Below are 25,273 nucleotides of genomic sequence, written 5' to 3'. Positions count from 1 at the left end.
CGGATAGGTTTCATTAAAGCATAAAAAAAGGGGCTAAACAGCCCCTTTTTCTTATATCCAGCAAATAACTGGTTATTCAATCATCATTAAGCGTCTTTAGACTCTTCTGCTTTTTCTTCAGCAGCTGGTTCCATAGCTTCTTTGATGCTTAGACGTACACGACCTTGGCGATCTACTTCAAGAACTTTAACTTTAACTTCTTGGCCTTCGCTTAGGTGGTCAGTTACGTTGTTAACACGCTCTGTGCTGATTTGTGAAATGTGCACTAGACCGTCTTTACCCGGAAGGATATTAACGAACGCACCAAAATCAACGATACGTACAACTTTACCAGTGTAGATAGTACCTACTTCTAGTTCAGCAGTTAATTGCTCGATACGCTTGATTGCATCGTTTGCGCTGATGCCGTCAGTTGCAGCGATCTTGATTGTACCGTCATCTTCGATTTCAATCGTTGTGCCAGTTTCTTCAGTAAGTTGACGGATAGTTGCGCCACCTTTACCGATAACTTCAGCAATTTTCTTCGCAGGGATTTGCATAGTGTAGATGCGTGGTGCGAATTGAGATAACTCTTCAGAAGGTGCTGCAATCGCTTCGTCCATAACACCTAAGATGTGTAGACGTGCTGCTTTCGCTTGTTTAAGCGCGATTTGCATGATTTCTTTAGTGATACCTTCGATCTTGATATCCATTTGTAGTGCAGTGATACCGTTTGAAGTACCTGCTACTTTAAAGTCCATGTCACCTAAGTGATCTTCATCACCTAAGATATCTGAAAGAACAACGAAATCGTCGCCTTCTTTAACTAGACCCATCGCGATACCAGCAACAGATGCTTTGATTGGTACACCTGCATTCATAAGTGCTAGTGATGTACCACATACTGATGCCATAGACGATGAACCGTTTGATTCAGTGATTTCTGAAACAACACGGATTGAGTATGGGAAGTCAGTAAGTGTAGGTAGTACCGCAGCGATACCACGCTTAGCTAGGTTACCGTGACCAATTTCACGACGCTTAGGAGAGCCTACAAAACCTGTTTCACCTACGCAGAACGGAGGGAAGTTGTAGTGAAGCATGAAGTGATGCTTGTTAGTACCTGTTAAGTCGTCGATTAACTGTGAATCACGCTCAGTACCAAGCGTTGCAGTTACAAGTGCTTGCGTCTCACCACGCGTGAAGATTGCAGAGCCGTGAGTACGTGGTAAAACACCCGTCATTACGTCTAGTGCACGAACCATATCTGGTTCACGACCATCGATACGTTTTTCACCAGCGATGATACGGCCACGAACGATTTCTTTTTCTAAAGAACCGAATAGTTTACCAACTTCTTGCGTATCTAGCTCTTCGCCTTCAGCAAGTTCAGCAGTTAATGTAGCAACCACTTCTTCTTTCGCTGCACCTAGTGCTTCTTTACGCGCTACTTTGTCAGTGATGCGGTATGCTTCACCTACTTTATCAGCAGCAATTGCAGAGATTTTCTCAGCAAGTGTTACGTTTTTCTCTGGTGCAGTCCAATCCCAAGCTGGTTTACCCGCTTCAGCTTTGAACTCGTTGATTGCGTTGATGATAGCTTGAGATTGCTCATGACCATAAACAACCGCACCTAACATTACGTCTTCAGATAGTGTTTCAGCTTCTGATTCAACCATAAGTACTGCGTTATCAGTACCAGCAACTACTAGGTCTAATTGGCTTTCTTCAAGCTCAGCTAGTGTTGGGTTAAGTACGTATTCACCATTGATGAAACCAACACGTGATGCACCGATAGGACCATTGAATGGGATACCAGAGATAGCAAGTGCTGCTGAAGTACCGATCATAGCAACCATGTCAGGTTGGATTTCTGGGTTAACAGAAACAACTGTCGCGATTACTTGTACTTCGTTTACGAAGCCGTCTGGGAAAAGTGGACGGATTGGACGGTCGATTAGACGAGCGATAAGTGTTTCGCCATCGTTAGGACGACCTTCACGCTTAAGGAAACCACCAGGGATACGACCCGCAGCGTACATACGCTCTTGGTAGTTAACTGTTAGTGGGAAGAAGTCTTGACCTGGTTGTGCATCACGCTTACCAACAACAGTAACTAATACTGAAGTGTCGCCAATGCTTGCTAGTACTGCGCCGTCAGCTTGACGAGCGATAGCACCTGTTTCTAGGGTCACAGTGTGTTGACCTAGTTGAAATTCTTTAATAATTGCTTGCACTTAAAAATGTCCTTTAAATGTAAAAGCAACTCAGAGCTATGCTCCGAATTGGTAAAAAACAGTCCATCAAAGTACCAATTACAGTACTTAATTGTGCTTATTAAAACACGATTAAGTACTACAATTGGCAATGATGTTTTTTGATATCTAAGCAGTATCCACTACCTAGGTGTGCGCTAGTATACCTTTCATGCGCGCACAAAAAAAGGGGCTAAATAGCCCCTTTTCTCGTAATCTAGTTCTTAGCGACGTAGGCCAAGCTCTTGGATTAACGCAGTGTAACGTGCAATGTCTTTACCTTTAAGGTAGTCAAGCAGTTTACGGCGTTGGCTTACTTTGCGAAGAAGACCACGACGTGAGTGGAAGTCGTGCTTGTGGCTAGCAAAGTGACCTTGAAGCTTGTTGATATCGAAAGTTAGAAGTGCAACTTGTACTTCAGGTGAACCAGTGTCGCCTTCAGCGCGTGCAAATTTAGCGATGATTTCAACTTTTTCTTGATTGCTTAGTGACATAGTAACTCCAAAAATTAATTTAAATTGTGTTTTAGCCGATCACTAATTCAGCCAAAACGATTGAGCGGGGCGTATTCTACCCAGCTTTGCTAATAACTACAAGGTAATCTTTACTCAGGCAGTTGATTTGATAAGCCACGCTTTGATTTTAAGTGACCGTCTTTATGACGCTCACCAGTACCAATGAACACCCCATCAGCCATTACCTTTACCACACCATCTGGTACAGGCTTACCAATCACGACTGTTTGACCATGACTAAATGCCACGCCCTGCTCTTGAGTAATCTCAATCACAGGTAAATCAACCAAAGCAGTATCCATTGGCAGTAGTAGCTCATCGAGGTAGCTTGAAGGCGCAACATCGTCTGCTTTTGCCTGCTGTAGCTTTTCTTCAAGTTGCTCAAGAGTAACCATTTTTTCACTTGGATAGTGGCCAACAGCACTGCGATGTAACATGATGACATGCGCACCACAGCCAAGTTTTTCACCTAAGTCGTCAACAATAGTACGAATATAAGTGCCTTTAGAGACGTGTGCCGTCATTTGTACTTCGTTATTAGCTTCATCAAACTCATCAAGCGTTAAACTAAATACATTAATTTTTCGACACTTACGCGGCACTTCAATACCTTCGCGGGCATATTTATACAAAGGCTGACCTTGGTATTTAAGCGCAGAGTACATCGAAGGGTATTGATCCGACTCACCTAAGAAACTGGCAATTTGCTCAGCTAATTGTTCACGGGTGACCGATACGTCACGCGTTTCAACCACTTCACCATCTGAATCAGAGGTCGTGGTTCGCTCACCAAGTTTGGCGCGTACAACATAGGTTTTGTCAGTATCAAGCAAAAACTGGGTAAACTTAGTCGCTTCACCAAAACAAATAGGCAGCATACCCGTCGCGAGCGGATCAAGCGCACCGGTGTGGCCTGCTTTTTGTGCAAAGTAAATTCCCTTTGCTTGCTGCAATGCTTTGTTTGATGAAATACCTTGCGGCTTATTAAGTAATAAGATGCCGTCAATAGCACGACCTTTACTGCGTCTAGCCATTAGTCTTTAGTGCCTTCTTCGCTGTCATCTTCGTCTACATGCTTGGCATTGTCTTCACGAATAACTGAATCAACCAAGTTTGAAATACGCATACCTTCCATAAGCGAGTTATCAATAACAAAACGTAACTCAGGCATGATGCGCGCACGAATGCGTTTACCTAATAAAGAACGAATATAACCCGTTGCTTCATTTAGGATTTTAGCGCTTTGCTTGGCTTTATCTTCATCGTCAGTATTAAACACTGTGATAAATACTTTTGCGTAAGATAAGTCGCGAGATACCTCAACCGCAGACACTGTCACCATGCCTAAGCGTGGATCTTTGATTTCGCGTTGAAGAATAACAGCAATCTCTTTTTGAATTTGCTGTGCAACACGATCAGTGCGAGAAAATTCTCTCATTTCATTTCACTCTAAAATAATAACTTATTGATGTTAAAGAATAAGTTAATTTAATTACGAATACACAAATGGGGGCTAGGCCCCCATTTAAAATAGTGACTTAAACGAAATTAAAGTGAACGTTGTACTTCAACCGTCTCGAATACCTCGATTTGGTCGCCAACTTTAACATCGTTGTAGTTCTTAACGCCGATACCACACTCCATACCGTTACGTACTTCTTGAACGTCATCTTTAAAGCGACGTAGTGACTCAAGTTCACCTTCATAGATAACCACGTTATCACGAAGTACACGGATAGGCGCGCTACGCTTAACGATACCTTCAGTAACCATACAGCCTGCGATTGCACCAATCTTAGGTGACTTGAACACGTCACGAACTTCAGCAAGACCAATGATCTCTTGCTTGAACTCTGGTGCAAGCATACCTGACATCGCTTGTTTAACTTCTTCAATCAGGCTGTAGATTACGCTGTAGTAACGTAAGTCTAGGTTTTCTGACTCAATTACTTTACGAGCTGATGCATCAGCACGTACGTTAAAGCCAACAACGATTGCGTTTGACGCCGCTGCAAGCGTTGCATCAGTTTCAGTGATACCACCTACACCTGAACCAACAATCTTCACTTTAACTTCATCAGTAGAAAGCTTAGTTAATGAATCAGCGATTGCTTCAATTGAACCTTGTACGTCAGCTTTAAGAACGATGTTAACTTCTGATACATCGCCTTCAGCCATGTTCGTAAACATGTTTTCAAGCTTCGCTTTTTGTTGACGAGCAAGTTTCACTTCACGGAACTTACCTTGACGGTAAAGTGCAACTTCACGCGCTTTACGCTCATCTTTAACTACTGTTGCTTCATCACCAGCAGCTGGGATACCAGATAGACCTAAAATCTCAACTGGGATAGATGGACCCGCAGACTTGATGTCTTTACCGTTCTCATCTTTCATCGCACGTACACGGCCATATTCAAGACCACATAGTACGATATCACCTTGGTTAAGCGTACCAGACTGAACTAGGATTGACGCAACTGGACCACGGCCTTTATCAAGACGTGATTCAATGACAACACCTGCAGCCATACCTTCAGCTGGTGCAGTTAGCTCTAGGATTTCAGCTTGCATTAGTACTGCTTCAAGTAGGTCATCAATACCTAAACCTGTTTTTGCTGAGATATGAACGAATTGCGTGTCACCACCCCACTCTTCTGGGATAACATCTAATTGTGCTAGTTCGTTCTTAACGCGATCTGGGTCGATGCCTTCTTTATCCATCTTGTTTACTGCGATGATTAAAGGAACGCCTGCAGCACGAGCGTGCTGAACCGCTTCTTTAGTTTGTGGCATTACACCATCATCCGCAGCAACGACTAGGATTACGATATCCGTTGCTTTAGCACCACGAGCACGCATTGATGTAAACGCGGCGTGGCCCGGAGTATCTAAGAACGTGATCATGTGACCATTTGTTTCAACGTGGTATGCACCAATGTGCTGTGTAATACCACCTGCCTCACCTGAAGCAACTTTTGCTGAACGAATGTAGTCAAGTGTTGACGTTTTACCGTGGTCAACGTGACCCATTACCGTTACAACCGGCGCACGAGGAATTGCTTTACCTTCTTCGCTACGATCGCTTAGTACTTTCTCTTCTAATTCGTTTTCTTTAACGATGATAACCTTGTGACCCATTTCTTCAGCTACAAGTTGTGCTGTTTCTTGGTCGATCACTTGGTTGATGGTAACCATGTCACCCATCTTCATCATCGTTTTAACAACTTCAGCACCTTTAACAGCCATACGTGATGCAAGCTCAGCAACAGTGATTGTTTCACTGATACGAACTTCGTTTTTCACGTCTGCTGTTGGTTTTTGGAAACCATGTTGTAAAGACGTTGGTGCTTTCAGCTTACCTTTCTTGCCTTTAGGACCAGTAGGCTGTTTCTCTTTTTGAGGTCCTTTTTTCTTTTTCTTACGACGAGCGCTTTGCTCTTCACGTGCATCAGATTCATCTTCTGCTTCACGTGCGTAAGTAGAAGTCGTAAGGTGGTGGTCAGCGTTTTCTTCACGCTGCTTACGCTCTTCTTCTTCCTTTTTCCAGCGAGCTTCATTTTCTTCAGCTAGCTTTCTTGCCTCTTCTGCTTGACGTTTCGCTTCTTCTTCAGCTTTTCTCAATGCGGCCTCTTCTGCTTCTTTTTGCAGACGCTCAGCCTCAATGCGATCTTGTTCAGACTTAGCACTTTGCTCTGGGGTCATCTGCTTCTGTTTCGCTTTACGCTCAGCTTCAGCTTTACGTTTAGCCTCTTCTTTGGCTTTACGCTCAGCTTCTTCTTTCGCTTTGCGCTCTGCCTCTTGTTTCGCTTTAAGCTCCTCAGCTTCTTGCTGGGCTTTAAGCTCTGCTGCTTTACGTGCAGCTTCTTCTGCAGCTAAACGCTCTTCTTCTTGCTGTTGCTCAATGGCGCTTTTCTTAACGTAAGTACGTGTTTTACGTACTTCAACTTGCACAGACTTCGCTTTACCTGTAGAGCCAGTTACGCTTAGCGTACTTTTGCTTTTACGTTGCAAAGTCATGCGAGCTGGGCCTTCTGAGCCCGTGCCGCCGTGCTGCTTGCTCAAGTGATCTAATAACGTCGACTTTTCAGACTCAGTTACCATATCACCTGCTTTTTTAGAAATACCGGCTTGTTCTAGCTGCTGTAGTAATTTATCAACAGTTGTACCAATATCTCCGGCTAGTTTTTCAACATTTACTTCTGCCATAGTGTGTAATACCTCCGTTAATAAATTACTCGTCTGCGAACCAACAAATGTTACGCGCAGCCATAATTAGCTTGCCAGCTTCTTCTTCTGAAAGTTCAGTGATGTCTACTAACTCATCAATGCCTTGCTCAGCTAAGTCTTCAAGTGTTACTACACCTTTACTTGCCATAACAAATGCAAGGTGACGCTCTAAGCCTTCAAGCGCTAGTAGGTCTTCTGCAGGTTCTGCACCTTCTAGGCTTTCTTCAGTTTTAAGCGCTTTCGTTGTTAATGCGTCTTTTGCACGTGAACGTAAGATATCAACTGTTTCTTCATCTAAACCGTCAATTTCTAAGAATTCTGATGCCGGTACGTAAGCCACTTCTTCAAGTGTTGAGAAACCTTCGTTGATAAGTAATGTTGCAAACTCATCATCAATATCTAGGTACTCAGTGAATAAGTTGATTAGCTTATCTGATTCAGCTTCGTTCTTCGCACGCATGTCATCAACGGTCATTACGTTTAATTCCCAACCAGTTAACTGGCTAGCAAGACGAACGTTTTGACCATTACGACCGATTGCTTGTGCTAGGTTATCGGCTTCAACAGCGATATCCATTGAATGTGTATCTTCGTCCATTACGATTGACGCAACTTCTGCTGGCGCCATTGCATTGATAACGAATTGCGCTGGGTTGTCATCGTAAAGAACGATATCAACACGCTCACCACCAAGCTCAGTTGAAACTGCTTGTACTCGTGCACCACGCATACCAACACACGCACCTACTGGGTCGATACGTTTGTCGTTAGATTTTACCGCGATTTTTGCACGAGAACCTGGATCACGTGCAGCTGCACGTAGTTCAATCATCTCTTCGCCAATCTCTGGCACCTCAATGCGGAAAAGTTCCATTAGCATTTCTGGCTTGGAACGCGTTACAAATAACTGCGCGCCACGTGCTTCTGGCTTAACTTCATAAAGAAGACCACGGATACGGTCACCCGGGCGGAAGTTTTCACGCGGTAACATATCATCACGGTAGATGACCGCTTCAGCATTGTTACCAAGGTCAAGTACGATAGCATCACGGGTTGCTTTTTTAACAACACCTGTTACTAATTCGCCTTGTTGATCTTTGTATTCCTCAACAACTAATGCACGCTCAGCTTCACGTACTTTTTGTACGATAACTTGCTTAGCCATTTGTGTTGTAATACGGTCAAACTTGATTGACTCAATTTGTTCTTCAACGTAATCACCTAATTGTAGGCTTTCATCTTCAACCTGTGCCGCTTCAAGTGTGATTTCGCTGTAAGGGTTTTCTAAAGAACCATCTTCAAGAACTTCAGCAATCTTCCAACGACGGAATGTGTCGTAATCACCTGTTTTACGATCGATTGATACGCGAACTTCAATTTCGCCATCGTGTTTTTTCTTTGTCGCAGTCGCTAATGCGAACTCTAACGCTTCAAAAATCTTTTCTTTTGGAACCGCTTTCTCATTGGAGACGGCTTCAGCAACCAATAATATTTCTTTTGCCATGGGTTATGCCTCGCTTGCCCTATTCCTTCGCACTCGAATTAAAACTTTGCGATGATGTTCGCACGTTCAATGTTACTAAGCATAATCATATGCTCAGCGCCATCTGCTGAAAGTGTGATCATATCACTGCTAACTGATACTAAATCGCCTTTAAAGTTACGACGACCATCTTGCGGAAGCTTAGTACGCACGCGTACTTCTTCTCCTTGCGCCTTCTCGTAGTGATCTTGTTTGAATAATGGACGATCAACACCAGGAGACGAAACTTCCAAATCATATTCATTTGTAATTGGGTCTTCGACGTCTAAAATTGCGCTAACTTGACGACTAACGTCGGCACAATTGTCAACCGTAATCCCTGCATCGTGATCGATATAAACACGTAATGTAGAGTGGCGACCAGCTTGCACAAACTCAAGACCATGTAACTCAAAGCCTAACATTTCAACGGCCGGTGAGAGCATGGCTACTAAATCTTGCTCAAGTTTTGTCACGAAAATCCTCCATACAAACAAAAAAAGGGCATATAGCCCTGAAATACTGAGTTTAATAATGATTTAAAATCACCGCCAAGCAGATACAACAACGCCCCGAACCAAGCGGGGCGTCACACCTAAAGCATAAAACTGTGTGGCCTAGGGCCAAGCTTGGTTGCGAGTCAGTCACCTGACTAAATTAAACTAGATAGCCTAAACGCAAAACGCGCATTACCAGAATGCGCGACTTCATACAGTAAAAATTACTGTGCATACTAAGTACACTTACAATGCCTTAGCATGTATTTGGTTGCGGGAGCCGGATTTGAACCGACGACCTTCGGGTTATGAGCCCGACGAGCTACCAGGCTGCTCCATCCCGCGCCAATAGATATTAAAAGTAACTTAATATCGTTTAATCGAGTGCTAAACACCTCAATTCAATGGCGGCTATTATAAGCATGTAGCGCTCAATTAGCAACCTTCCTACATGAATTAGTTAGACTATTTTTTGCCTAAAAATTTTATGACAACCTTGTCATAAAATTTCCCATAACTGAAAATTCTCGTCTATATTTAGTCATATAATAAGAATAACCTATAGCCTTGGCTATTAAGCGATTTACTATGAGTCTATCTTCATTTCAAAAAAGACTGTTACTACAAGATATTGAATTGCTAAAACCAGATTTCCATCAGTTTACAAGCGCATATCATCGCAGTCTTAATGCTCGTCAGTTAACCATGACAGTTCCTGAGCAAGACAGCATAACTAAGCGTAGCTATATTCTTTACTGTGCGCTCAAAAAAGTAGTAAGTCACCTTGATGACTTACAGCAAGTCACGCCGTTTATTCATTATTTAGCGAATAACCTGAGCTTTTTAAACGTAGCGTCAAAAGATATTGATATTCTTTGTGAGGCTTTTATTGAGACTCGTCTACTCTTTATCAAGACCTACAATAGCCATCAGCAACAAGCTTGGGAGCTGGCTATTCGTATTTTTTCTAATATTGTGAAAAGTTACTTATTTTCACACTCTACCGTGGTTTCTATTAAAACAAGACGCTTCGTTTATAAAGCTCACAATTGACTCAGTTCACTTCGAAGTCTATCAATTTGCCTTTGCTCAACAGAGATAAGTGTATTGAAGCGGCTTGTCAACGCACTCATTTTATCAACTAAAGCTTGATCACTATTTGCGTCAGCTAAGTTATTTGGTCTATGACTAACTTGCTTTTCTAGTAAGCTAATCTGTTGGTTTAGTTGTTCGTTATAAGTATCGATCTTATTTTCATGCTCAGAGATTTGTAGCATGATTTGTTTGCTGCGAATAAAGCTATCAACCTCATCGTTATTTGATAGTTCATTGAAACTATTGTTTATTCTGTTATTTTCGGCGATTAGTCTGTCAATACTACGCTGTTCATTGTCAATAAGAACAGCATAACGCTCAGATACAGCACTCATTTGCTTTGCAATAGCGGCTTGTTTTTTTGCACCAACTAAGTTTTGTAACTGCGCATCGGACTGATTATTTAATGCTGCAATTTCATTATTCATACGAAGCTTAAAGGTATCTATTTTATTATTATGCTCAGCTATTTCTGCTGCTATTTGTTTAGTCCTGATATAGCTATCAACTTGACCAGTCGTTTGAGAATATACTGACTCAGTACTTTTTCCTTGTACAGCATTGGATAGGAAAGGGTTTTGCTCTTTTATTGTTATTAATTTAGCATCTTCCCCACATGGCAACTGACTAAACTCAACCACACCATTTTTTTCGCACTGATACACTGATGCACTCGCCGCAGTGCTTATAAATAAACATGTAGCCCAAATAATATGAGTATTAATAGTGTTAGATTTCATTTTTTGCCTTCCATAGTTATACCTTATTTATACACTAACTTTATCGATCTATCTCCTAGTTTGTTTCGTAGTTAATTCAATTATGATCCACTAAGGTTTTTAGAAGTGCAATATGCCACCCTGAGATTTATCTTTGGCGATCAACTCAATGCAAGTCATAGCTGGTTTAAAAATAAATCACAACCAGACACGCTGTACGTGATTGCCGAATTGAAACAAGAAACAGACTATGTAAAGCATCATTTGCAAAAAGTGACCGCTTTTTTTGCTGCAATGGAAAACTTTGCTATAGCACTCAAAAATGCCAACTTGAACTGCCTGCATTTAACACTTGATAATACAGAAGATGATGCCACGCTACCTGAATTGCTCACCCGCTTAGCGAAGCAGTATCAATGCCAAAATATTGAGTATCAATATCCAGACGAATACCGCCTTAAACAACAACTCGCTGATTTTGCAAAGCAGAGCGAATTTAATGTCAATGCGGTTGATTCGGAACACTTTCTACTACCTTTTAATGACATTGACCAGCACTTTAAGCCAAATAAACCGGTGAAAATGGAGTTTTTTTATCGTGCTATGCGCAAACGTTTTAATATTTTAATGGACGATGATAACCAACCTCGTGGAGGCAAATGGAATTTTGATCAGCAAAATAGAAACAAGTTAAAACCAAGCGATCTTAAAGAAATTCCCGAACCTTTGTGCTTCGGTCACGATGTTAGCCACATCCTTAAACGGATAGAAAAGCACAAAATAAATACTTTTGGTGAGTGCAGCGATACCTTAATTTGGCCAACCACGCGCGCTGAAGCAAAGCAGTTACTTGATTTTTTTTGCGACCATTTACTGGTACATTTTGGTCAGTTTCAAGATGCCATGACATGCCAGTCCCAGTACCAATGGTCTTTGTATCACAGCCGTTTATCGTTTGCTCTTAATACGAAAATGCTGCACCCGATGCAGGTCATCGAACAAGTGTTAACTAGCTTTGATAAGCAACCTATTGATATTGCTCAAGTTGAAGGTTTTATTCGGCAAATTCTCGGTTGGCGCGAGTATGTACGTGGTATTTATTGGCAAAATATGCCTGATTACGCCAGCAAAAATGCCTTAAATGCAAAGCGTGCCCTACCCGACTATTTTTGGCACGGCAAAACAAACATGAATTGTATGCACCATGCCATTACACAAAGCCTGCAAACGGCTTATGCACACCACATACAACGTTTGATGATCACGGGTAACTTTTGCTTATTAACCGCTATTGAGCCTAGTGAAGTAGATGAATGGTATCTAGGTATTTATATCGATGCCATAGAATGGGTAGAAATGCCCAACACTCGGGGAATGAGCCAATTTGCTGACGGGGGATTAATTGCCACTAAACCTTATGCTGCCAGTGGAAATTACATCAACAAAATGAGTGATTATTGCAAACGCTGTAGCTACAACATTAAAGAAAAAACCACTGAGGATGCTTGCCCATTCAACAGCCTATATTGGCATTTTATGTTAGAACATGAACAGCAGCTATCACAAAATCCTCGTATCGGTATGATTTATAACAACTGGTATAAGCAAGATGAATCTGTTCAGCAAGCCACTCTTAAACGTGCTAATTGGTGCTTGGATAATTTAGAAAAACTGTAATGACAAAGTACCATATTGGGTAAACTTGTTAATTAAATGTTTAATTATTTTGTCACTCTAGTGTAATCACGCTCTTTTTTAATAGCGCTGCATATTAAATAACACTTTGAGGACACAATGAAAAAAACACTTATTAGTGCAGCGTTTTTAGTTGCATGCAGCAGTAACGTACATGCGTTTAGTCAAGAAACCCACAAACGTATCGTGATTGATGCCGTTAACTACATGCAACAACACCCAAGCACAACACAATACGCTGCGTTAGTCAGCTATGCTCAGCAAAATAATATGACTGTCGCTCAGCTTGGCGAGCTACTTGGGCAAGCAGCCTATGACGTCGATGATTTTGAGGACACGTTTTTTTGTGGTGCTATTACAGGTTCTTGCGTACAAGCACCAGTTTGGGGTGCTGCAGAAAGTATTGTGAAATACACCAGTTATTGGCACTTTCAAAATCACACCCAAGGTGCTGATCAACATGGCAACGACTTTGGCGGCTACAACTATCAAAAACTAACAGTATGGGGAGCAGTTGATAATCTTGCCGCAACGTGGCTCAAAGGTGATTACCTTGATGATGGTAAAGGTGGTGAAACAGGCTGGTTCAATGCTGACTCTTCAAAATATAATAGCTATGGCGTTACTGAAGCCCATTACCGTATAGATAGCCAATCAAGTTACAGCATGTATGATGACTTTGAGGAAATGCCATTCCAACCTATCGATAACTTAGGGCAATACTGGTATCAAAGTTACTTACAAAGCGGTAATCCACAGATTTTAGGTTTTGTATTTCACACTACCGATTTACTCCAACCTCATCATACTTGGACAACCTCCGATCTAAATCACTCAAGCTGGGAAAGTTGGGTGAATGATTATTACGACCAAGAAAATCTCAATGATCCAGCACTCGTCTCACAAGCCATGGCGACCTTTGCTGCATTAGATACACAATCAACTGATGTACGCCCTTTGTTAACCCAAGGCGGTGCATTTTCGTATGCACAAGGTGGGATCGTGTTAAATTCAAAAGATCATTACGACCGTCTCGATACTGCAAAACAAGTGGTTCCTCATGCGATTGCGATGGTGGTTCACCTACTTAATCATGCCATGGTTGCTCGATAATGCGTGGGCTTTACATTTTGACAGCACTGCTAGGTTTGCTTTTTAGCAACCTAGCAGTTGCTGCGTTTAATCAATACACAGAATCTGAAATTGATCTCATGTGGCAGGTCTACAAAGAACAAAGCCCTGATATTAGCAAACAGCAAACACGTGAACGCCTTTACGAAAATCAATTTTTACTTAAGTACGCACAGAAAAACATGCCTGAGCTTGTAGAGCGCCAAGCGAGTGTTGGCTTTTCAACTCATTACCATGTAATGCGCTACTTAGATAATCTGTTTATTCATCAGTTAAATCTCACCGGTAAACCAGCTACAACTGGGCTTGAACCATTTGATAAACACTGGCTGAAAACCAACTTAGGGCTATATCCTCTGGATGGTCAGTACAGTGATGCCCAAATCAAACAGTTCAATGCTATTAAACTCGATTTGTTTGAAAACTCAATGACGCTGTACGAATTTATTGCACCTCTTTCTATGCAGACTCGCTTTCGTTTGCATCAAGGAGATAGCGAACTGTTCAAAACCGAAGTTTTAAAACATCGACAATTTCTTTTGCATTTAAAGCAAGCTGATGCGGTCATACAAACACAGCAACTTTCGCTACCCCATCTTTATTCTATAGCCAAGGGCGATATCCTAAGGCCTTCGATTCAAAGCTGGTTAGGGGTAAAAGGTATTATGCATGTAGAGAGCCCTATGTTAACTCGCTTAGAGAACAAGGTTACTGACGCTGAAATCCAGCAATATTACCAACAACACAAAGAAAGATTTCATTATCTAAAATCGGTTAAGGCCCATGGCGGCGAATTTACCGATAGAGAAGCGGCTTTAGCATTTAAAAAGCAAGCTGAAACAAGCTCAATACAACACGCACTAAAGCAATTAAATCAGCTCAATATTTACGCTCAATATAATAACTACTTAACCCGAGAGCATAAACGAAATTGGGCAGTACAATTAGCATTCACACAAAAGCCTCAACAGTTAAGTGAGGTAATACGCTCACCGAATGGTTTATGGGTGGTAGTAATGAGCTATGATCATGCGTTTGGCTACTTTAGCGCAAATGACGAAACGGTACGCTATCAAGCTAAAAAGGCCATCGCAATTGAAAAAGCCATAATTAACTACCAACAGAGTTGGTTGGCGTGGCAAAAAGCGCATGGGATTAAGTTATGAAATGGCTAGCTTTAGCACTTTGTGTGCTTTTTAGTGCTGCGGTTATTATGCATGTGCAATCAAAACATATTGCTTTAGTGCCTGCTGAAAAAGCACTGCTGCCCGTTGAGGTTGAGAAAAAAGATGTTCGTAATCAACAAGCAATGACCAGTATGCACGTAAAGCCAACTTTAATTGCAAGTGAAACAATCGATGAGGCCGATACAAATGCGGCAATCACAACCCCCGATTACTTTCCACCCATTGCAAAGCAGCCCCAGCAGACGAAGCGGTTTACAGGTGATCTTAATGACCATAAAGCGTATCAGGCATACCATCAAACACAACAAACTGAATTAGAACTTCGCTTTATTGATGCCGCAGAAAGTAAAATTGCTACTCTCGAATCTCTTTTAGAACGTGGTAAGCAAGCGGGATTGTCAGAAGATAAGCTTAATGAAGCCGAAGATAAAATTGCGGCTTTAAAGACGATGCAAGCGGAATTAGTTGCTAAACATAACGAAAAAAGCCGCCTCAAATGAGGCGGCAAAACTAACTAGGGGAAACAATGCTGTTGGTAATTACTTGTTTTCGAGTAATTTACCATTACCGATTTCAATTTTACGTGGTTTTAAAGCTTCTGGAATTTCACGCTCTAAATCGATACTTAGTAAGCCGTTTTCAAGGTCTGCACCAAGTACTTTAACGTGGTCACCTAATTGGAACTTACGTTCAAAGTTACGCTCTGCAATGCCTTGATGGATAAACTTACGCTCAGCATTATCTTGTTTATCAGCTTTAGTACCGCTGACTTTCAATGTGTTGTTTTCTGACTCAATGGTCAATTCACTGTCACTAAAACCTGCTACAGCCATAGTGATACGATATTTGTCTTTATCGAGTGCCTCGATGTTGTACGGAGGAAAACTTGGCTGCTTGTCTGTGCGAGCTGCCGCATCCATTAATGATGCTAAATGATCGAAACCGATGAATGAACGATAAAGTGGTGATAAGTCTACTGTACGCATAATTATATCCTCATATTTAAGCGATATTTTGTTAGTACTCTTCTATTGAACCAGTGCTAACAAAGTTAAATTAATACTATATATTTCAATTACTTTAGTTTGTTTGGGACCCATCAGGCGTCCTCACTAAACTATTTATGGGCGGGTAAAATCTTTTCAAGATTTTTAGCAAAAAAAATTGTAATTTTTTTAAATTAAATGAAAGTTAAGTGCTCTCAAACTGGTCTGAATAAGTTGATTTTAAAGGGCTAACAACGTACAAAATAACAATGAAAAAAAATCCAACTTTTTTAAAAAAATTTATCAGTGTGCTAAAAAATGTCGTTTTAATGGCAGTCGTTGTGTATGCCGTGACCGCATTTCAGCAACGTAATTTACTCTCAACTGATAAAACCCCTGCCCCCTATTTTAATTTAGCCACGCTAAAAAACCCGACAGAGCGGATGACCATTGCACAATTACAAGGCAAGCAAACAGTGGTGTATTTCTTTGCGCCTTGGTGCTCAATTTGTCGTTACAGTATGCCAAATTTAGAAAAGGCTCATCAGCAAGGTAAGTTAAATGCCATAGCAATTGCCCTTGATTACCAAAACATTACTGAAGTAAAACAGTTTACTAATTCACTCGAATTAACAATGCCGGTGCTACTTGGCAGTAAAAGTACAGGTCAAGATTATAAAATCAGTGCCTACCCAACTTATTATGTTATTGATGAACAGTTGGCCATTACTGCGCATTCTATGGGTTACTCAACAGAACTAGGCCTTAGAATGCGAACTCTAGATTAGCTCAATCGCTAATAATGAGAAAAAACAGAATAGTGCAATCGATTTTATGCGCTGTTTTTATTCATTTAATCCGTTAAGATGATAATCAGATAAACCATCGAGGAGAGCGATATGTTAACTGTAATTTTTGGCCGTGAAGGCTGCCCATACTGTGTTCGTGCAAAAGACGTTGCTGAAAAACTAGCAAATGAGCGTGACGATTTTAAATACCGTTATATCGACATCATTAAAGAAGGCATCAGCAAAGCAGATTTAGAACAGTCTGCAGGCAAACCTTGCCCAACCGTACCACAGATTTTTATTGACCAAGCCCACATTGGTGGCTTTACTGAATTCGAAGCGTACGCTAAAGAAAATTTAGGGTTATATCAATAAATTGTAAACGTGGTTGATTTTGGTAAATTTAAACTGATTAAATTATGACCAACATCAACCACATACAAATTAGTTGTAATTTATACAAGCAATTGCCTTGTATTTCCTATACAATGCGCGCCTCTTTAAATTCGTTGAGGCGTATTAATGTCAGAACCAGTCACGTTTGAATCTCTAAATCTTTCTCCTGCAATCCTTAAAGCAGTTGAAGAGTTGGGTTACAAGACTCCATCTGAAATCCAAGCTCAATGTATACCGTTATTGCTAGAAAGAAAGGACGTACTGGGACTAGCGCAAACGGGTACAGGTAAAACAGCAGCATTTGCACTGCCGTTACTAAATAATATTGACCCGTCTGTGAAGCAGCCACAGATCCTTGTTTTAACGCCTACGCGTGAACTTGCGATCCAAGTAGCTGAGGCATTCGAACAATATGCTAAGCATACTCGTGGTGTTGAAGTTTTAGCCCTTTATGGTGGCCAAAGCTATAGCATCCAACTAAGTGCACTTCGTCGTGGCGCGCAAATCATTGTTGCAACGCCAGGTCGCTTAATTGACCACATTAACCGTGGCACAATCAAGTTTGAGAGCTTACAAGCCCTTGTTCTTGATGAAGCAGACGAAATGTTACGCATGGGCTTCATTGATGATGTAGAAAGCATCATGGAGAAAACGCCACGTGAAAAGCAAACATGTCTTTTCTCTGCGACCATGCCTAAGCAAATTCAAAATATCAGCAGCAAGTACATGAATGAGCCTGAGCAAGTTCATATCTCTGCGCGTAACTCAACTGTATCAACGGTTGAGCAAGTATTTTGGAATGCACACGTACACAAAAACAAAGCTATCGTTCGCTTCTTAGAAGCAGAACAATACGATGGTGCAATTGTTTTCGTACGTACACGTAACGACACGGTACAGTTAGCTGAATTACTTGAGCGCGAAGGTTTCTCTGCGGCACCACTTAATGGTGACATGAACCAACAAGCACGTGAACGTACAGTAGATCGTTTGAAAAACGGCCTAGTTGATATCGTTATTGCAACAGACGTTGCTGCACGTGGTCTTGATGTAGACCGTTTAAGCTTAGTAATTAACTACGATATTCCACAAGATTCAGAAGCCTACGTTCACCGTATTGGCCGTACTGGTCGTGCGGGTCGTCAAGGTAAAGCGATTCTTTTCGTAAAACATAACGAGCGTTATTTACTTAAAAATATCATTCGTCATACGAAATCTGATATCGCACAAGTTGATTTACCAACAGCTAAAGTTGTTGAAGAAAAGCGCATTAAAGCGCTTCAAGACAAGCTTACAATTGCGCTTGAAAACAAAGACATCACTTTCTTTAATCAAGTTGCTGCTGATATGGCAGAAAAACTTGAATTAAGTGCTGAAGACTTAGCAGGTGCATTACTTTGTTTAGCGCAGCAACAATCACCAATCAAGGTTGAAGAAGTTAAAGTTCAACCACGTGGCGAACGCAATGAGCGTCGTCGCAATGAACGTGGTGATCGTGGCGACCGCCAAGGACGCGAGCGTAAACCTCGTGAGCCGCGTGAGCGCAACAGCCGTAACATGGGTCCTATGGATACTTACCGTATCGAAGTAGGTCGTGAGCACGGTGTACAGGTTAAAAATATCGTTGGTGCGATTGCTAACGAAGCTGATATCTCAAGCAAGTTCATTGGTGATATTCGCTTACATGACAATCACAGTACGGTACAGTTACCACAGAACATGCCAAAAGATGTGCTTGATCACTTCCAAAAGGTATTTATCTGTAAACGTCCGATGAACATGACGCTAACGCAAGACCAAGGTCCTGCGGCTCCTCGCTCTGAGCGCCCAAGTGGTGATCGTGGTGATAAGAAGCGTAACTTCAAAGACCGTGGCGAAAAACGTGGTGGCCCTCGTAAAGAGCGTCGTCCTGTGAGCTTCACTGCGAACTAATTGAAGCTTAAGCTTTAAGCAATAAAAAAACCTTGTCATGCGAGTGACAAGGTTTTTTTGTGTCTGTAGTAAAGCTGTCAGCTATTAGCCTTCAGTTTTTAAAGCCTCACGCTGGATTGCTGAGGCTTTGTCCTTATGAGCCGATGGCTGGGTATGCGTAGCTTGATTGAAGACCTAGTGGAATACCTAAGCCCCAGTACGCGAGTAAGAAGATACTCCAACCGATTAAGAAGGCGATTGAATACGGTAACATCATCGCAATTAAGGTGCCGATACCGGTGCCTTTAACATACTTTTGGCAGTACACAACAACCAGTGGGAAGTATGGCATTAGTGGCGTGATGATATTCGAGCTTGAGTCACCTACACGGTACGCAGCTTGCGTTAAATCAGGTGAAATACCCAGTTGCATCAGCATGGGTACAAAGATTGGCCCTAATAGCGCCCATTTTGCCGAGCTTGAGCCAACAAATAGATTCACGAACGCCGTTAAGAAGATAATGCCTACTACCGTGACTGAGCTTGGCAGAGCCATTGCTTTTAATAGTTGTGCGCCTTCAATTGCAAGTAATGCACCTAGGTTTGATTTACTAAATGCAGCAATAAATAACGCACAGAAGAACGCCATAACAATATAGTAAGCCATGCCGCTCATCGCTTTGCTCATTGCATCGATCATATCTTTAGAGCTTTTGAAGGTACCCACGGCAAAACCGTAGACGGCACCAGGGATCCAAAACAGTAAGAAGATAAGTGGCACAATTGATTGCATTAACGGTGAACGGAAATTAGTTAATGAGCCATCACTGCTTCGCATTGCAGAGTCGGCTGGCGCTGAGACAAACCAAAGTAGAGCAAGGCCTGCAATCATCACTGTGCTTGCAATATAGAACGCACGTTTTTCATCACTGCGTGCTTCATCAAAGGCAGGTAAGTCTTCAGTATCTCCATCAAGTGGCGTATTTTGTAAACGTGGCTCGATGATTTTATCTGTGATATACCAGCCTAATAAGATAATAAACAGGCTCGAAGCTGAGGTGAAAAACCAGTTGTTGAGCGGGTTAATCGCCATATCTGGGTTAATAATTTGCGCGGCACTTTGGGTAAAGCTTTGCAGTAACGGATCAATCCCTGATGGAATAAAGTTTGCGCTAAAGCCTCCACTTACCCCAGCAAACGCAGCTGCAATACCTGCAAGCGGATGACGCCCCATCGCATAGAAAATAACCCCAGCAAGAGGGATTACTAGTACGTAACCGGCATCAGTTGCGGTATGGCTGACAATCGCCACTAAAATAATAGACGGTGTTAAAAGCTGCTTAGGCGTTACTTTTAACATTAATTTAAGGCCGGTATTGATAAAGCCAGAATGCTCAGCAACACCAACACCTAACATAGCAACCAGCACTACACCAAGCGGCGCAAAGCCAGTGAAGGTTTTCACCATCGAAGATAAGAAGGTGGCAAGGGAATCCCCTGCTAATAGGTTATTTACAACGATGGCTTCGCCAGTGCGCGGATCGATTGCATCAAATGTAGTGCCCGAGAAAAGCCAAGATAAAAACCAAATAAGTAGCATTGCGACTAAAAAGATAATCGCTGGATCAGGTAGCTTGTTACCCACCCTCTCAATGGTATTTAGAAAACGTGCAATTGCACCACTTGGTGCCTGCACATCATTATTGTTATTCATTTTCAAATTCCCTGGAAAAATATCTCGTTAACCTTAACGTATCTAACTAATAAGGTAAATTTTAAGTTAATGTAATTACCTGATAAAGGTAAAGTGATTATGTAAAAAAAGCGACACAGGTCGCTTTACAGAATTTTATTTAATTAGATTAGGCTGCAAGTGCTTTCACTTCATCCCATAGGCGCACAACAAGCTCTTTATCTTCTTCGTTTAACTCACCGTTGCGATAAGCTTTAACGAGGCTAGATTCAACTTGATTATTTAACTCATCAATCGATAAGTTTAATTCTTCTACTTGTGCATAGCCTACAGCTAAGTCAAAGTGACCACGTAAATAGCCACCAGCAAATAGCTCGTCGTCTGTTGCTTTATCAACTAAATCATCAAAATATTGCTGCGCTGCATCAATATAACTTACTAAACTCATTGTTACTTCTCCTCTGGGTGCAGCCCATCTTGATGACCCACTGCATACATAATATGGTCATTGAAACCTGTGGTTACGCGAATATAACCACTTAATTCATCGTCTAACTCACTGTCACCCGTATCGGCAATCAGTGGTCGGCCATTCAAGGCCTGTAATTTAGTTTTAGTAGCCACCACAATAATGTTGTCGCGGCCAATAGCACGAATAAGTGCAGGGCTTAATTGCTGATTACCTCGGCCAAAGATATGGCCTTGGCCACCAATTAAAGTAATCACCAATTTGGTTTCTTTACCTTTTGTGAGCTCAAGTAATTGCTGAGCAGTTAAATCCTGCGCGATAAGCTCTTGGTCTGCCACTAAGTCTACACCTAGCAAGGTATTTTCAAGACCCATTTCATCCATTATTGCCGCGACTGTAGAACCACTGCCCATCACATACAAGCAGTCTTCATCCATTTCACTAACAACATAGGCAGCTATATCGGCAAGCACTAATTCATCGGTTTCTTTACCACCATTTTTAACTGCCTGAACATAACGTACTTCACTCGGCACTTGCATTTCACCATAGCGCTTAGCTTTTACCGTGCCCTCGCGAAATGCCTCTTCGTCGATATCCATTACATCTGCATCACCAAGGCTTACAAGTTCACCTTTAACCAGCATCTCAACAACACGCCCAGCTGCTTTTGGGGTAATAGCATAAACCCCAGAATGGATTTTACAGCCTGCAGGAATACCTAATACAGGAGTGCTATCGCCAACCGCATGACAAATATTGCGGGCAGTACCATCGCCACCTGCAAATAAAATTAGGTCGACACCTTGCTCAACTAATAGCTTGGCAGCCTGCTCTGTGTCATCTGGGGTGGTGATATCGTTTGTTTGGTAAATAACGTGGCTTTGAAAGCCTAACTGCTTTGCCGTTTGCTCGCCCATTTCACCGTTTACAGTGTAAATGGTTAAATCATCTTGATGGGCAAGCAGCACTTCAAGTGCCGCTCGGGTACGTAAGTTTGCTTTTGGCTCAGCACCAAGTTGCATTGCTTTTGCGGCGGTATCTGCGCCATCACTGCCCTTTAGTGCGACACTGCCACCTAAGCCGGCAACCGGATTTACAATCAAGCCTAATTTAAACTGCATCAGATAAAGCTCCTGGGTTGCCATGAAAATCGCGCTGCCACGTAAACTGTGCAGCCGTTAGTGGCCATGGGGTTTTATAGAAATCACTCAATGCTTTAAGCAGTGCTGTCGTGCGCTGGTTAAAACCAGATGCTAAAAAGCTCAACACTTGCTGGTGAACGCGCGCTTGAAAATCGAATCGGCAGGTTTGCTCGCCATTTAAATTATCAACCGATACATTAAAATCGAAACCTGCTGCAGTACTGAGCGCCCATTCAATAGCTTGGGGCTTTACTTCAACTGCTTCAAATTCAGCTTGCTGGTGCTTATCACGACCATCTGGGCAATACCAATAGCCATAATCTTCTTTTAACCGACGTGCCTCACCAGCCACCAGCCAATGGGCAATTTCGTGTAAGGCGCTGGCATAAAAGCCGTGGGCAAACACAATTTGGTGATAAGGCGTTTGCTCATCAGCAGGCAGGTAAATAGGTTCATCATCACCCTTTATCAAACGCGTGTTATGGCTTTGATAAAAGGTGTTTTCAAAAATAGCGATTAAGTCAGCAATCTGATGCATACGGCTTGAATTCATCTCGTTAAAAGCGTCACTAAAAACGAGGCGAATTGTACGGACTTTTCACTCCAAAGTAAAAGCAACCGCCCTCAGTTACAGGTATTTTGCGATATCAACATCATCGATTTGCTCTGGGTTTAAATAGCGTTTTGCATACTTTAGGTAAATACCTGATGTTAAGAATAATTTGAATACATCTTCATCAACATGCTGATCGGCTACCATCTTGGCTAAAATATCAATGGCAACACTGAGTGGCTTGGCTTTTTTATAAGGCCTATCGGCCGCGGTTATTGCTTCGAAGATATCAGCAAGTACTAACACACGTTCGGGTATTGATAACTGCTCAGCGGTTAATTTTCGCGGATAGCCTGTCCCTTTTAAAGTTTCGTGATGAGTAGAAGCATAGCGCGGAACTTTCGCTAATTCTTTCGGGAATGGCACACTACCTAGCATACGAATTGTGCTGATCACATGCTCATTGATCTTAAATCGGTCTTCCGCTGTTAACGTGCCTCGTGCCACAGATAAGTTATACACTTCACCAAGGTTATATTTATACTCAGGAATTGCCATGTTAATGCCTAAACTTTCTGGGTACTCAACGGCTTTTTCGTGTGGAATTAAATCACTTGGCTTATCGCTCAGGAGTGACTCTTCAACAGGTAAATGCTGATTTTTCAAATCAGCCATACGCATTTCTTCAAGGGGCGATAAACCTAAACTTGCGTCAAAATGACGCTGCCACTTGATGCTAGCAACCTCATGTAAACGAGACAACTGCGCTTCATCCATAAACTCACCACCAACATTACAAGCGGCAATGAAGCTAAAGTCTGCGTGTAACTTCTCTGTTTGTTGCTCAAGCTTTTGTTTAAGCACAGATTGCTGCTCTGGATGCGCTAATAGTTGCTCATAGTAGGTAATTTTTGCATCACGTAGTAGCACTTCAAATCGGGTGCGTACCTCATGAATACGGTTATAAATGGTTTCGAGCTTAGTGCCTTTATCAACAATATGCTCTGGTGTAGTGATTTTACCGCAGTCATGTAGCCACGCTGCTAAGCGGAATTCTCGTCGCTCATCCGGGGTTTTAAAACTGAACTCAGAAAACGCCTCATCTGTTGAACCTGATGCTGCATCAGCAAGCCAAATACCCAACTCAGGCACCCGCTCACAATGCCCTGCCGTATATGGCGATTTATCATCAATGGCTTGCGCTATAAGCTCTACAAACGACTCCATCAACGCTTTTTGTGAGTTTTCATGTTGCTCAATCGAGCGACTCATATCAACCATCGAACTAGCTAAATAATGAATTTCTAGAATATGGCTCGAAAGCGTTGAAACCTCATTGTAGTCACGCTGTTGAATTTTTTTATTCTCACCCACTAATTTAAGTATTGGGTTAACGATTGAAGAGGCAAAAAACCAAGAGACAGGCAGCAGCAAAAGCAAACATAACCCTGTAACTAATATTGAGATCTGAATCTTTTCTTTAATAATTGCTAGTACATCGTTTTTAGCCACAAGAACCGCAAAATAATCAATTTCATCAGATTGCATTTCACTACTGAGTGGCAGTTGCAATACAAACATATATTTCTCAACACCATCCTCATTCACACTTAGCATTTTGCCAAATTGATGTTGTCCATTAGCGAGTCCTATGGTTTGCTCATTTGTTTTGATTATCTTGGATAAGTCATCAAACGAGTGATGATGACCTTGTGTTTTACTTTTAGCGATTATTTCACCATCTCCACGATAAACGTACATTTCGGAAGAAACTAGAAACTGCATTTTTTGCTGTTGTTTAATTAAAAATGCACTCAAGCTAGAACTTGCAACATCAATAGCAAGCACTCCTCCCGTTTGTTCAGATTTTATTGTGTACGTATAACCAGGTATCTTTAGTAGATTAAAAATATACTGTTGAGTTTTGGTAACTGTGCCAACTTTTGCATCGTTAAACCATAACCGCTTTCGAGGGTCGTAATCTGGAGTTTGTTTGTATTTCCTATTTAATGATAGGTTTTCATCTAAATAATATGTAGTTTGATGACGAGACTCACCCTGTCCTAACACCTTAAAAATAAGCCATCTATCTTCAGCTCTAAGATCGTTAGGTTTTGGTAATTGAGCATGACCACGTAAATTCACAACTTCAATGAAGTCACCATTAGCATACCCTAACAACAATGAATGAAAGTCTGGGTGTTTGTTTAATACTTCTATTAGAATATTTCGCAAAGAATTATTTTCATCAAAGTTCCCTGAAAACAGTCTGTTATCGTGGATCATAACACTTAATGTATTATCTACCCGCTGATTAATTCGAGTGATGTGGTCAGCTATTTGTTGGCTGGTTGATTTGAATTGTTCGGTTTTGGTTTGAAGGACTAATTTTTCACTGAAATAATAGTGCAGACTGATCGCCACGATTCCAGTTAGCAAGCTCGCTAGTGCAAATATTAATAACACACTTACGCGTATTGAAATTTTAAATCTTCTTTCATTCTGTGAAA

General features: G+C 41.7%; 21 protein-coding genes, 1 tRNA gene and 1 pseudogene. 8 read left to right on the top strand and 15 right to left on the bottom strand.

Translation table 11 applies throughout. The features are described 5' to 3' along the window. Positions 1-86: 86 nt before the first annotated feature. From pnp to ISP07_RS05460, 8 genes are all read right to left on the bottom strand, one after another. Positions 87-2,216: a polyribonucleotide nucleotidyltransferase gene (gene pnp, locus ISP07_RS05495; RefSeq protein ID WP_054562096.1), complete on the bottom strand. Its 2,130-nt coding sequence runs from the start codon at positions 2,214-2,216 to the stop codon at positions 87-89. Between the two features lie 242 nt (positions 2,217-2,458). After that, on the bottom strand, positions 2,459-2,728 hold the full coding sequence (gene rpsO / locus ISP07_RS05490) for a 30S ribosomal protein S15 (protein WP_054553172.1): 270 nt from the start codon (positions 2,726-2,728) through the stop codon (positions 2,459-2,461). Between the two features lie 110 nt (positions 2,729-2,838). Further along, the gene (gene truB, locus ISP07_RS05485; RefSeq protein WP_054553173.1) at positions 2,839-3,783 is read right to left on the bottom strand and encodes a tRNA pseudouridine(55) synthase TruB; all 945 of its coding nucleotides are present in this window, start codon (positions 3,781-3,783) and stop codon (positions 2,839-2,841) included. Further along, positions 3,783-4,187, bottom strand: coding sequence for a 30S ribosome-binding factor RbfA (gene rbfA / locus ISP07_RS05480; protein ID WP_054553174.1), 405 nt, complete (start codon positions 4,185-4,187; stop codon positions 3,783-3,785). The genes truB and rbfA overlap by 1 nt, the downstream gene beginning before the upstream one ends. A 110-nt stretch (positions 4,188-4,297) precedes the next feature. Beyond that, positions 4,298-6,955, bottom strand: coding sequence for a translation initiation factor IF-2 (gene infB / locus ISP07_RS05475; protein WP_209327051.1), 2,658 nt, complete (start codon positions 6,953-6,955; stop codon positions 4,298-4,300). A 25-nt stretch (positions 6,956-6,980) separates the two neighbouring features. After that, positions 6,981-8,480, bottom strand: coding sequence for a transcription termination factor NusA (gene nusA / locus ISP07_RS05470; protein WP_054553176.1), 1,500 nt, complete (start codon positions 8,478-8,480; stop codon positions 6,981-6,983). A 38-nt stretch (positions 8,481-8,518) separates the two neighbouring features. Then, on the bottom strand, positions 8,519-8,974 hold the full coding sequence (gene rimP, locus ISP07_RS05465; RefSeq protein WP_054562099.1) for a ribosome maturation factor RimP: 456 nt from the start codon (positions 8,972-8,974) through the stop codon (positions 8,519-8,521). Positions 8,975-9,263: 289 nt separating this feature from the next. After that, positions 9,264-9,340: transfer RNA gene (locus ISP07_RS05460), tRNA-Met, on the bottom strand. 243 nt (positions 9,341-9,583) lie between these two features. On the opposite strand from ISP07_RS05460, the gene ISP07_RS05455 reads away from it, so the two are divergent. Next, complete coding sequence (locus ISP07_RS05455) at positions 9,584-10,048, top strand: hypothetical protein (protein ID WP_209327050.1); 465 nt, start codon at positions 9,584-9,586, stop codon at positions 10,046-10,048. On the opposite strand, the gene ISP07_RS05450 is transcribed toward ISP07_RS05455, so the two are convergent. Then, positions 10,039-10,830, bottom strand: coding sequence for a DUF4124 domain-containing protein (locus ISP07_RS05450; RefSeq protein ID WP_209327049.1), 792 nt, complete (start codon positions 10,828-10,830; stop codon positions 10,039-10,041). The genes ISP07_RS05455 and ISP07_RS05450 overlap by 10 nt on opposite strands. A 105-nt stretch (positions 10,831-10,935) precedes the next feature. Here ISP07_RS05450 and ISP07_RS05445 point away from each other — a divergent pair, with 105 nt between their 5' ends. The 4 genes from ISP07_RS05445 to ISP07_RS05430 all read left to right on the top strand — a co-directional run bounded on the left by ISP07_RS05445 (position 10,936) and on the right by ISP07_RS05430 (position 15,322). After that, the gene (locus tag ISP07_RS05445; RefSeq protein WP_209327048.1) at positions 10,936-12,486 is read left to right on the top strand and encodes a cryptochrome/photolyase family protein; all 1,551 of its coding nucleotides are present in this window, start codon (positions 10,936-10,938) and stop codon (positions 12,484-12,486) included. Between the two features lie 117 nt (positions 12,487-12,603). After that, positions 12,604-13,617, top strand: coding sequence for a hypothetical protein (locus ISP07_RS05440; RefSeq protein WP_054553181.1), 1,014 nt, complete (start codon positions 12,604-12,606; stop codon positions 13,615-13,617). 17 nt (positions 13,618-13,634) lie between these two features. Then, positions 13,635-14,801 carry a peptidyl-prolyl cis-trans isomerase gene (locus ISP07_RS05435; protein ID WP_228290525.1) on the top strand — a complete coding sequence of 389 codons (1,167 nt, stop codon included), beginning with the start codon at positions 13,635-13,637 and terminating at the stop codon, positions 14,799-14,801. Next, positions 14,798-15,322: a hypothetical protein gene (locus ISP07_RS05430; RefSeq protein WP_209327047.1), complete on the top strand. Its 525-nt coding sequence runs from the start codon at positions 14,798-14,800 to the stop codon at positions 15,320-15,322. The genes ISP07_RS05435 and ISP07_RS05430 overlap by 4 nt, the downstream gene beginning before the upstream one ends. 39 nt (positions 15,323-15,361) lie before the next feature. On the opposite strand, the gene ISP07_RS05425 is transcribed toward ISP07_RS05430, so the two are convergent. Further along, a complete protein-coding gene (locus tag ISP07_RS05425) occupies positions 15,362-15,808 on the bottom strand; it encodes an Hsp20 family protein (protein WP_054562102.1) in 447 nt (148 codons plus the stop codon). Between the two features lie 329 nt (positions 15,809-16,137). Here ISP07_RS05425 and ISP07_RS05420 point away from each other — a divergent pair, with 329 nt between their 5' ends. The 3 genes from ISP07_RS05420 to ISP07_RS05410 all read left to right on the top strand — a co-directional run bounded on the left by ISP07_RS05420 (position 16,138) and on the right by ISP07_RS05410 (position 18,924). Beyond that, positions 16,138-16,596 carry a TlpA family protein disulfide reductase gene (locus ISP07_RS05420; RefSeq protein ID WP_228290524.1) on the top strand — a complete coding sequence of 153 codons (459 nt, stop codon included), beginning with the start codon at positions 16,138-16,140 and terminating at the stop codon, positions 16,594-16,596. 111 nt (positions 16,597-16,707) lie between these two features. Then, entirely contained in the window at positions 16,708-16,971 is a 264-nt protein-coding gene (locus ISP07_RS05415) for a GrxA family glutaredoxin (protein ID WP_054553185.1), read from the top strand. A 147-nt stretch (positions 16,972-17,118) separates the two neighbouring features. Beyond that, the gene (locus ISP07_RS05410) at positions 17,119-18,924 is read left to right on the top strand and encodes a DEAD/DEAH box helicase (RefSeq protein ID WP_138598993.1); all 1,806 of its coding nucleotides are present in this window, start codon (positions 17,119-17,121) and stop codon (positions 18,922-18,924) included. A gap of 133 nt (positions 18,925-19,057) precedes the next feature. Here ISP07_RS05410 and ISP07_RS05405 read toward each other — a convergent pair whose 3' ends face one another. The 5 genes and pseudogenes from ISP07_RS05405 to ISP07_RS05385 form a co-directional block, all read right to left on the bottom strand. Next, entirely contained in the window at positions 19,058-20,617 is a 1,560-nt protein-coding gene (locus tag ISP07_RS05405; protein WP_054562105.1) for an AbgT family transporter, read from the bottom strand. 148 nt (positions 20,618-20,765) lie between these two features. Beyond that, positions 20,766-21,044, bottom strand: a complete 279-nt coding sequence (locus ISP07_RS05400) for a YfcL family protein (protein WP_054553188.1) — start codon at positions 21,042-21,044, stop codon at positions 20,766-20,768. A 2-nt stretch (positions 21,045-21,046) separates the two neighbouring features. Further along, entirely contained in the window at positions 21,047-22,189 is a 1,143-nt protein-coding gene (locus ISP07_RS05395) for an ATP-NAD kinase family protein (RefSeq protein WP_209327046.1), read from the bottom strand. Further along, positions 22,179-22,748 carry an elongation factor P hydroxylase gene (locus tag ISP07_RS05390; protein WP_138598995.1) on the bottom strand — a complete coding sequence of 190 codons (570 nt, stop codon included), beginning with the start codon at positions 22,746-22,748 and terminating at the stop codon, positions 22,179-22,181. The genes ISP07_RS05395 and ISP07_RS05390 overlap by 11 nt, the downstream gene beginning before the upstream one ends. A 90-nt stretch (positions 22,749-22,838) precedes the next feature. Continuing rightward, a pseudogene (locus tag ISP07_RS05385) lies at positions 22,839-24,446 on the bottom strand (HD-GYP domain-containing protein); the annotation flags it as partial. Between the last annotated feature and the right edge of the window lie 827 nt (positions 24,447-25,273).

The sequence above is a fragment of the Pseudoalteromonas sp. PA2MD11 genome (genome assembly GCF_017808125.1).
GTDB classification, from domain to species: domain Bacteria; phylum Pseudomonadota; class Gammaproteobacteria; order Enterobacterales; family Alteromonadaceae; genus Pseudoalteromonas; species Pseudoalteromonas simplex.
The sequence above is the reverse complement of the archived record's forward strand: the minus strand, read 5'-3'. Positions and strand labels throughout refer to the sequence as shown.

Bases quoted from the DNA above. Each gene is read 5' to 3' on its own strand.
- rpsO (WP_054553172.1), bottom strand. From the start codon at position 2,728: ATGTCACTAAGCAATCAAGAAAAAGTTGAAATCATCGCTAAATTTGCA.
- truB (WP_054553173.1), bottom strand. From the start codon at position 3,783: ATGGCTAGACGCAGTAAAGGTCGTGCTATTGACGGCATCTTATTACTT.
- rbfA (WP_054553174.1), bottom strand. From the start codon at position 4,187: ATGAGAGAATTTTCTCGCACTGATCGTGTTGCACAGCAAATTCAAAAA.
- infB (WP_209327051.1), bottom strand. From the start codon at position 6,955: ATGGCAGAAGTAAATGTTGAAAAACTAGCCGGAGATATTGGTACAACT.
- nusA (WP_054553176.1), bottom strand. From the start codon at position 8,480: ATGGCAAAAGAAATATTATTGGTTGCTGAAGCCGTCTCCAATGAGAAA.
- ISP07_RS05455 (WP_209327050.1), top strand. From the start codon at position 9,584: ATGAGTCTATCTTCATTTCAAAAAAGACTGTTACTACAAGATATTGAA.
- ISP07_RS05450 (WP_209327049.1), bottom strand. From the start codon at position 10,830: ATGAAATCTAACACTATTAATACTCATATTATTTGGGCTACATGTTTA.
- ISP07_RS05440 (WP_054553181.1), top strand. From the start codon at position 12,604: ATGAAAAAAACACTTATTAGTGCAGCGTTTTTAGTTGCATGCAGCAGT.
- ISP07_RS05430 (WP_209327047.1), top strand. From the start codon at position 14,798: ATGAAATGGCTAGCTTTAGCACTTTGTGTGCTTTTTAGTGCTGCGGTT.
- ISP07_RS05425 (WP_054562102.1), bottom strand. From the start codon at position 15,808: ATGCGTACAGTAGACTTATCACCACTTTATCGTTCATTCATCGGTTTC.
- ISP07_RS05420 (WP_228290524.1), top strand. From the start codon at position 16,138: ATGGCAGTCGTTGTGTATGCCGTGACCGCATTTCAGCAACGTAATTTA.
- ISP07_RS05415 (WP_054553185.1), top strand. From the start codon at position 16,708: ATGTTAACTGTAATTTTTGGCCGTGAAGGCTGCCCATACTGTGTTCGT.
- ISP07_RS05410 (WP_138598993.1), top strand. From the start codon at position 17,119: ATGTCAGAACCAGTCACGTTTGAATCTCTAAATCTTTCTCCTGCAATC.
- ISP07_RS05405 (WP_054562105.1), bottom strand. From the start codon at position 20,617: ATGAATAACAATAATGATGTGCAGGCACCAAGTGGTGCAATTGCACGT.
- ISP07_RS05400 (WP_054553188.1), bottom strand. From the start codon at position 21,044: ATGAGTTTAGTAAGTTATATTGATGCAGCGCAGCAATATTTTGATGAT.
- ISP07_RS05395 (WP_209327046.1), bottom strand. From the start codon at position 22,189: ATGCAGTTTAAATTAGGCTTGATTGTAAATCCGGTTGCCGGCTTAGGT.
- ISP07_RS05390 (WP_138598995.1), bottom strand. From the start codon at position 22,748: ATGCATCAGATTGCTGACTTAATCGCTATTTTTGAAAACACCTTTTAT.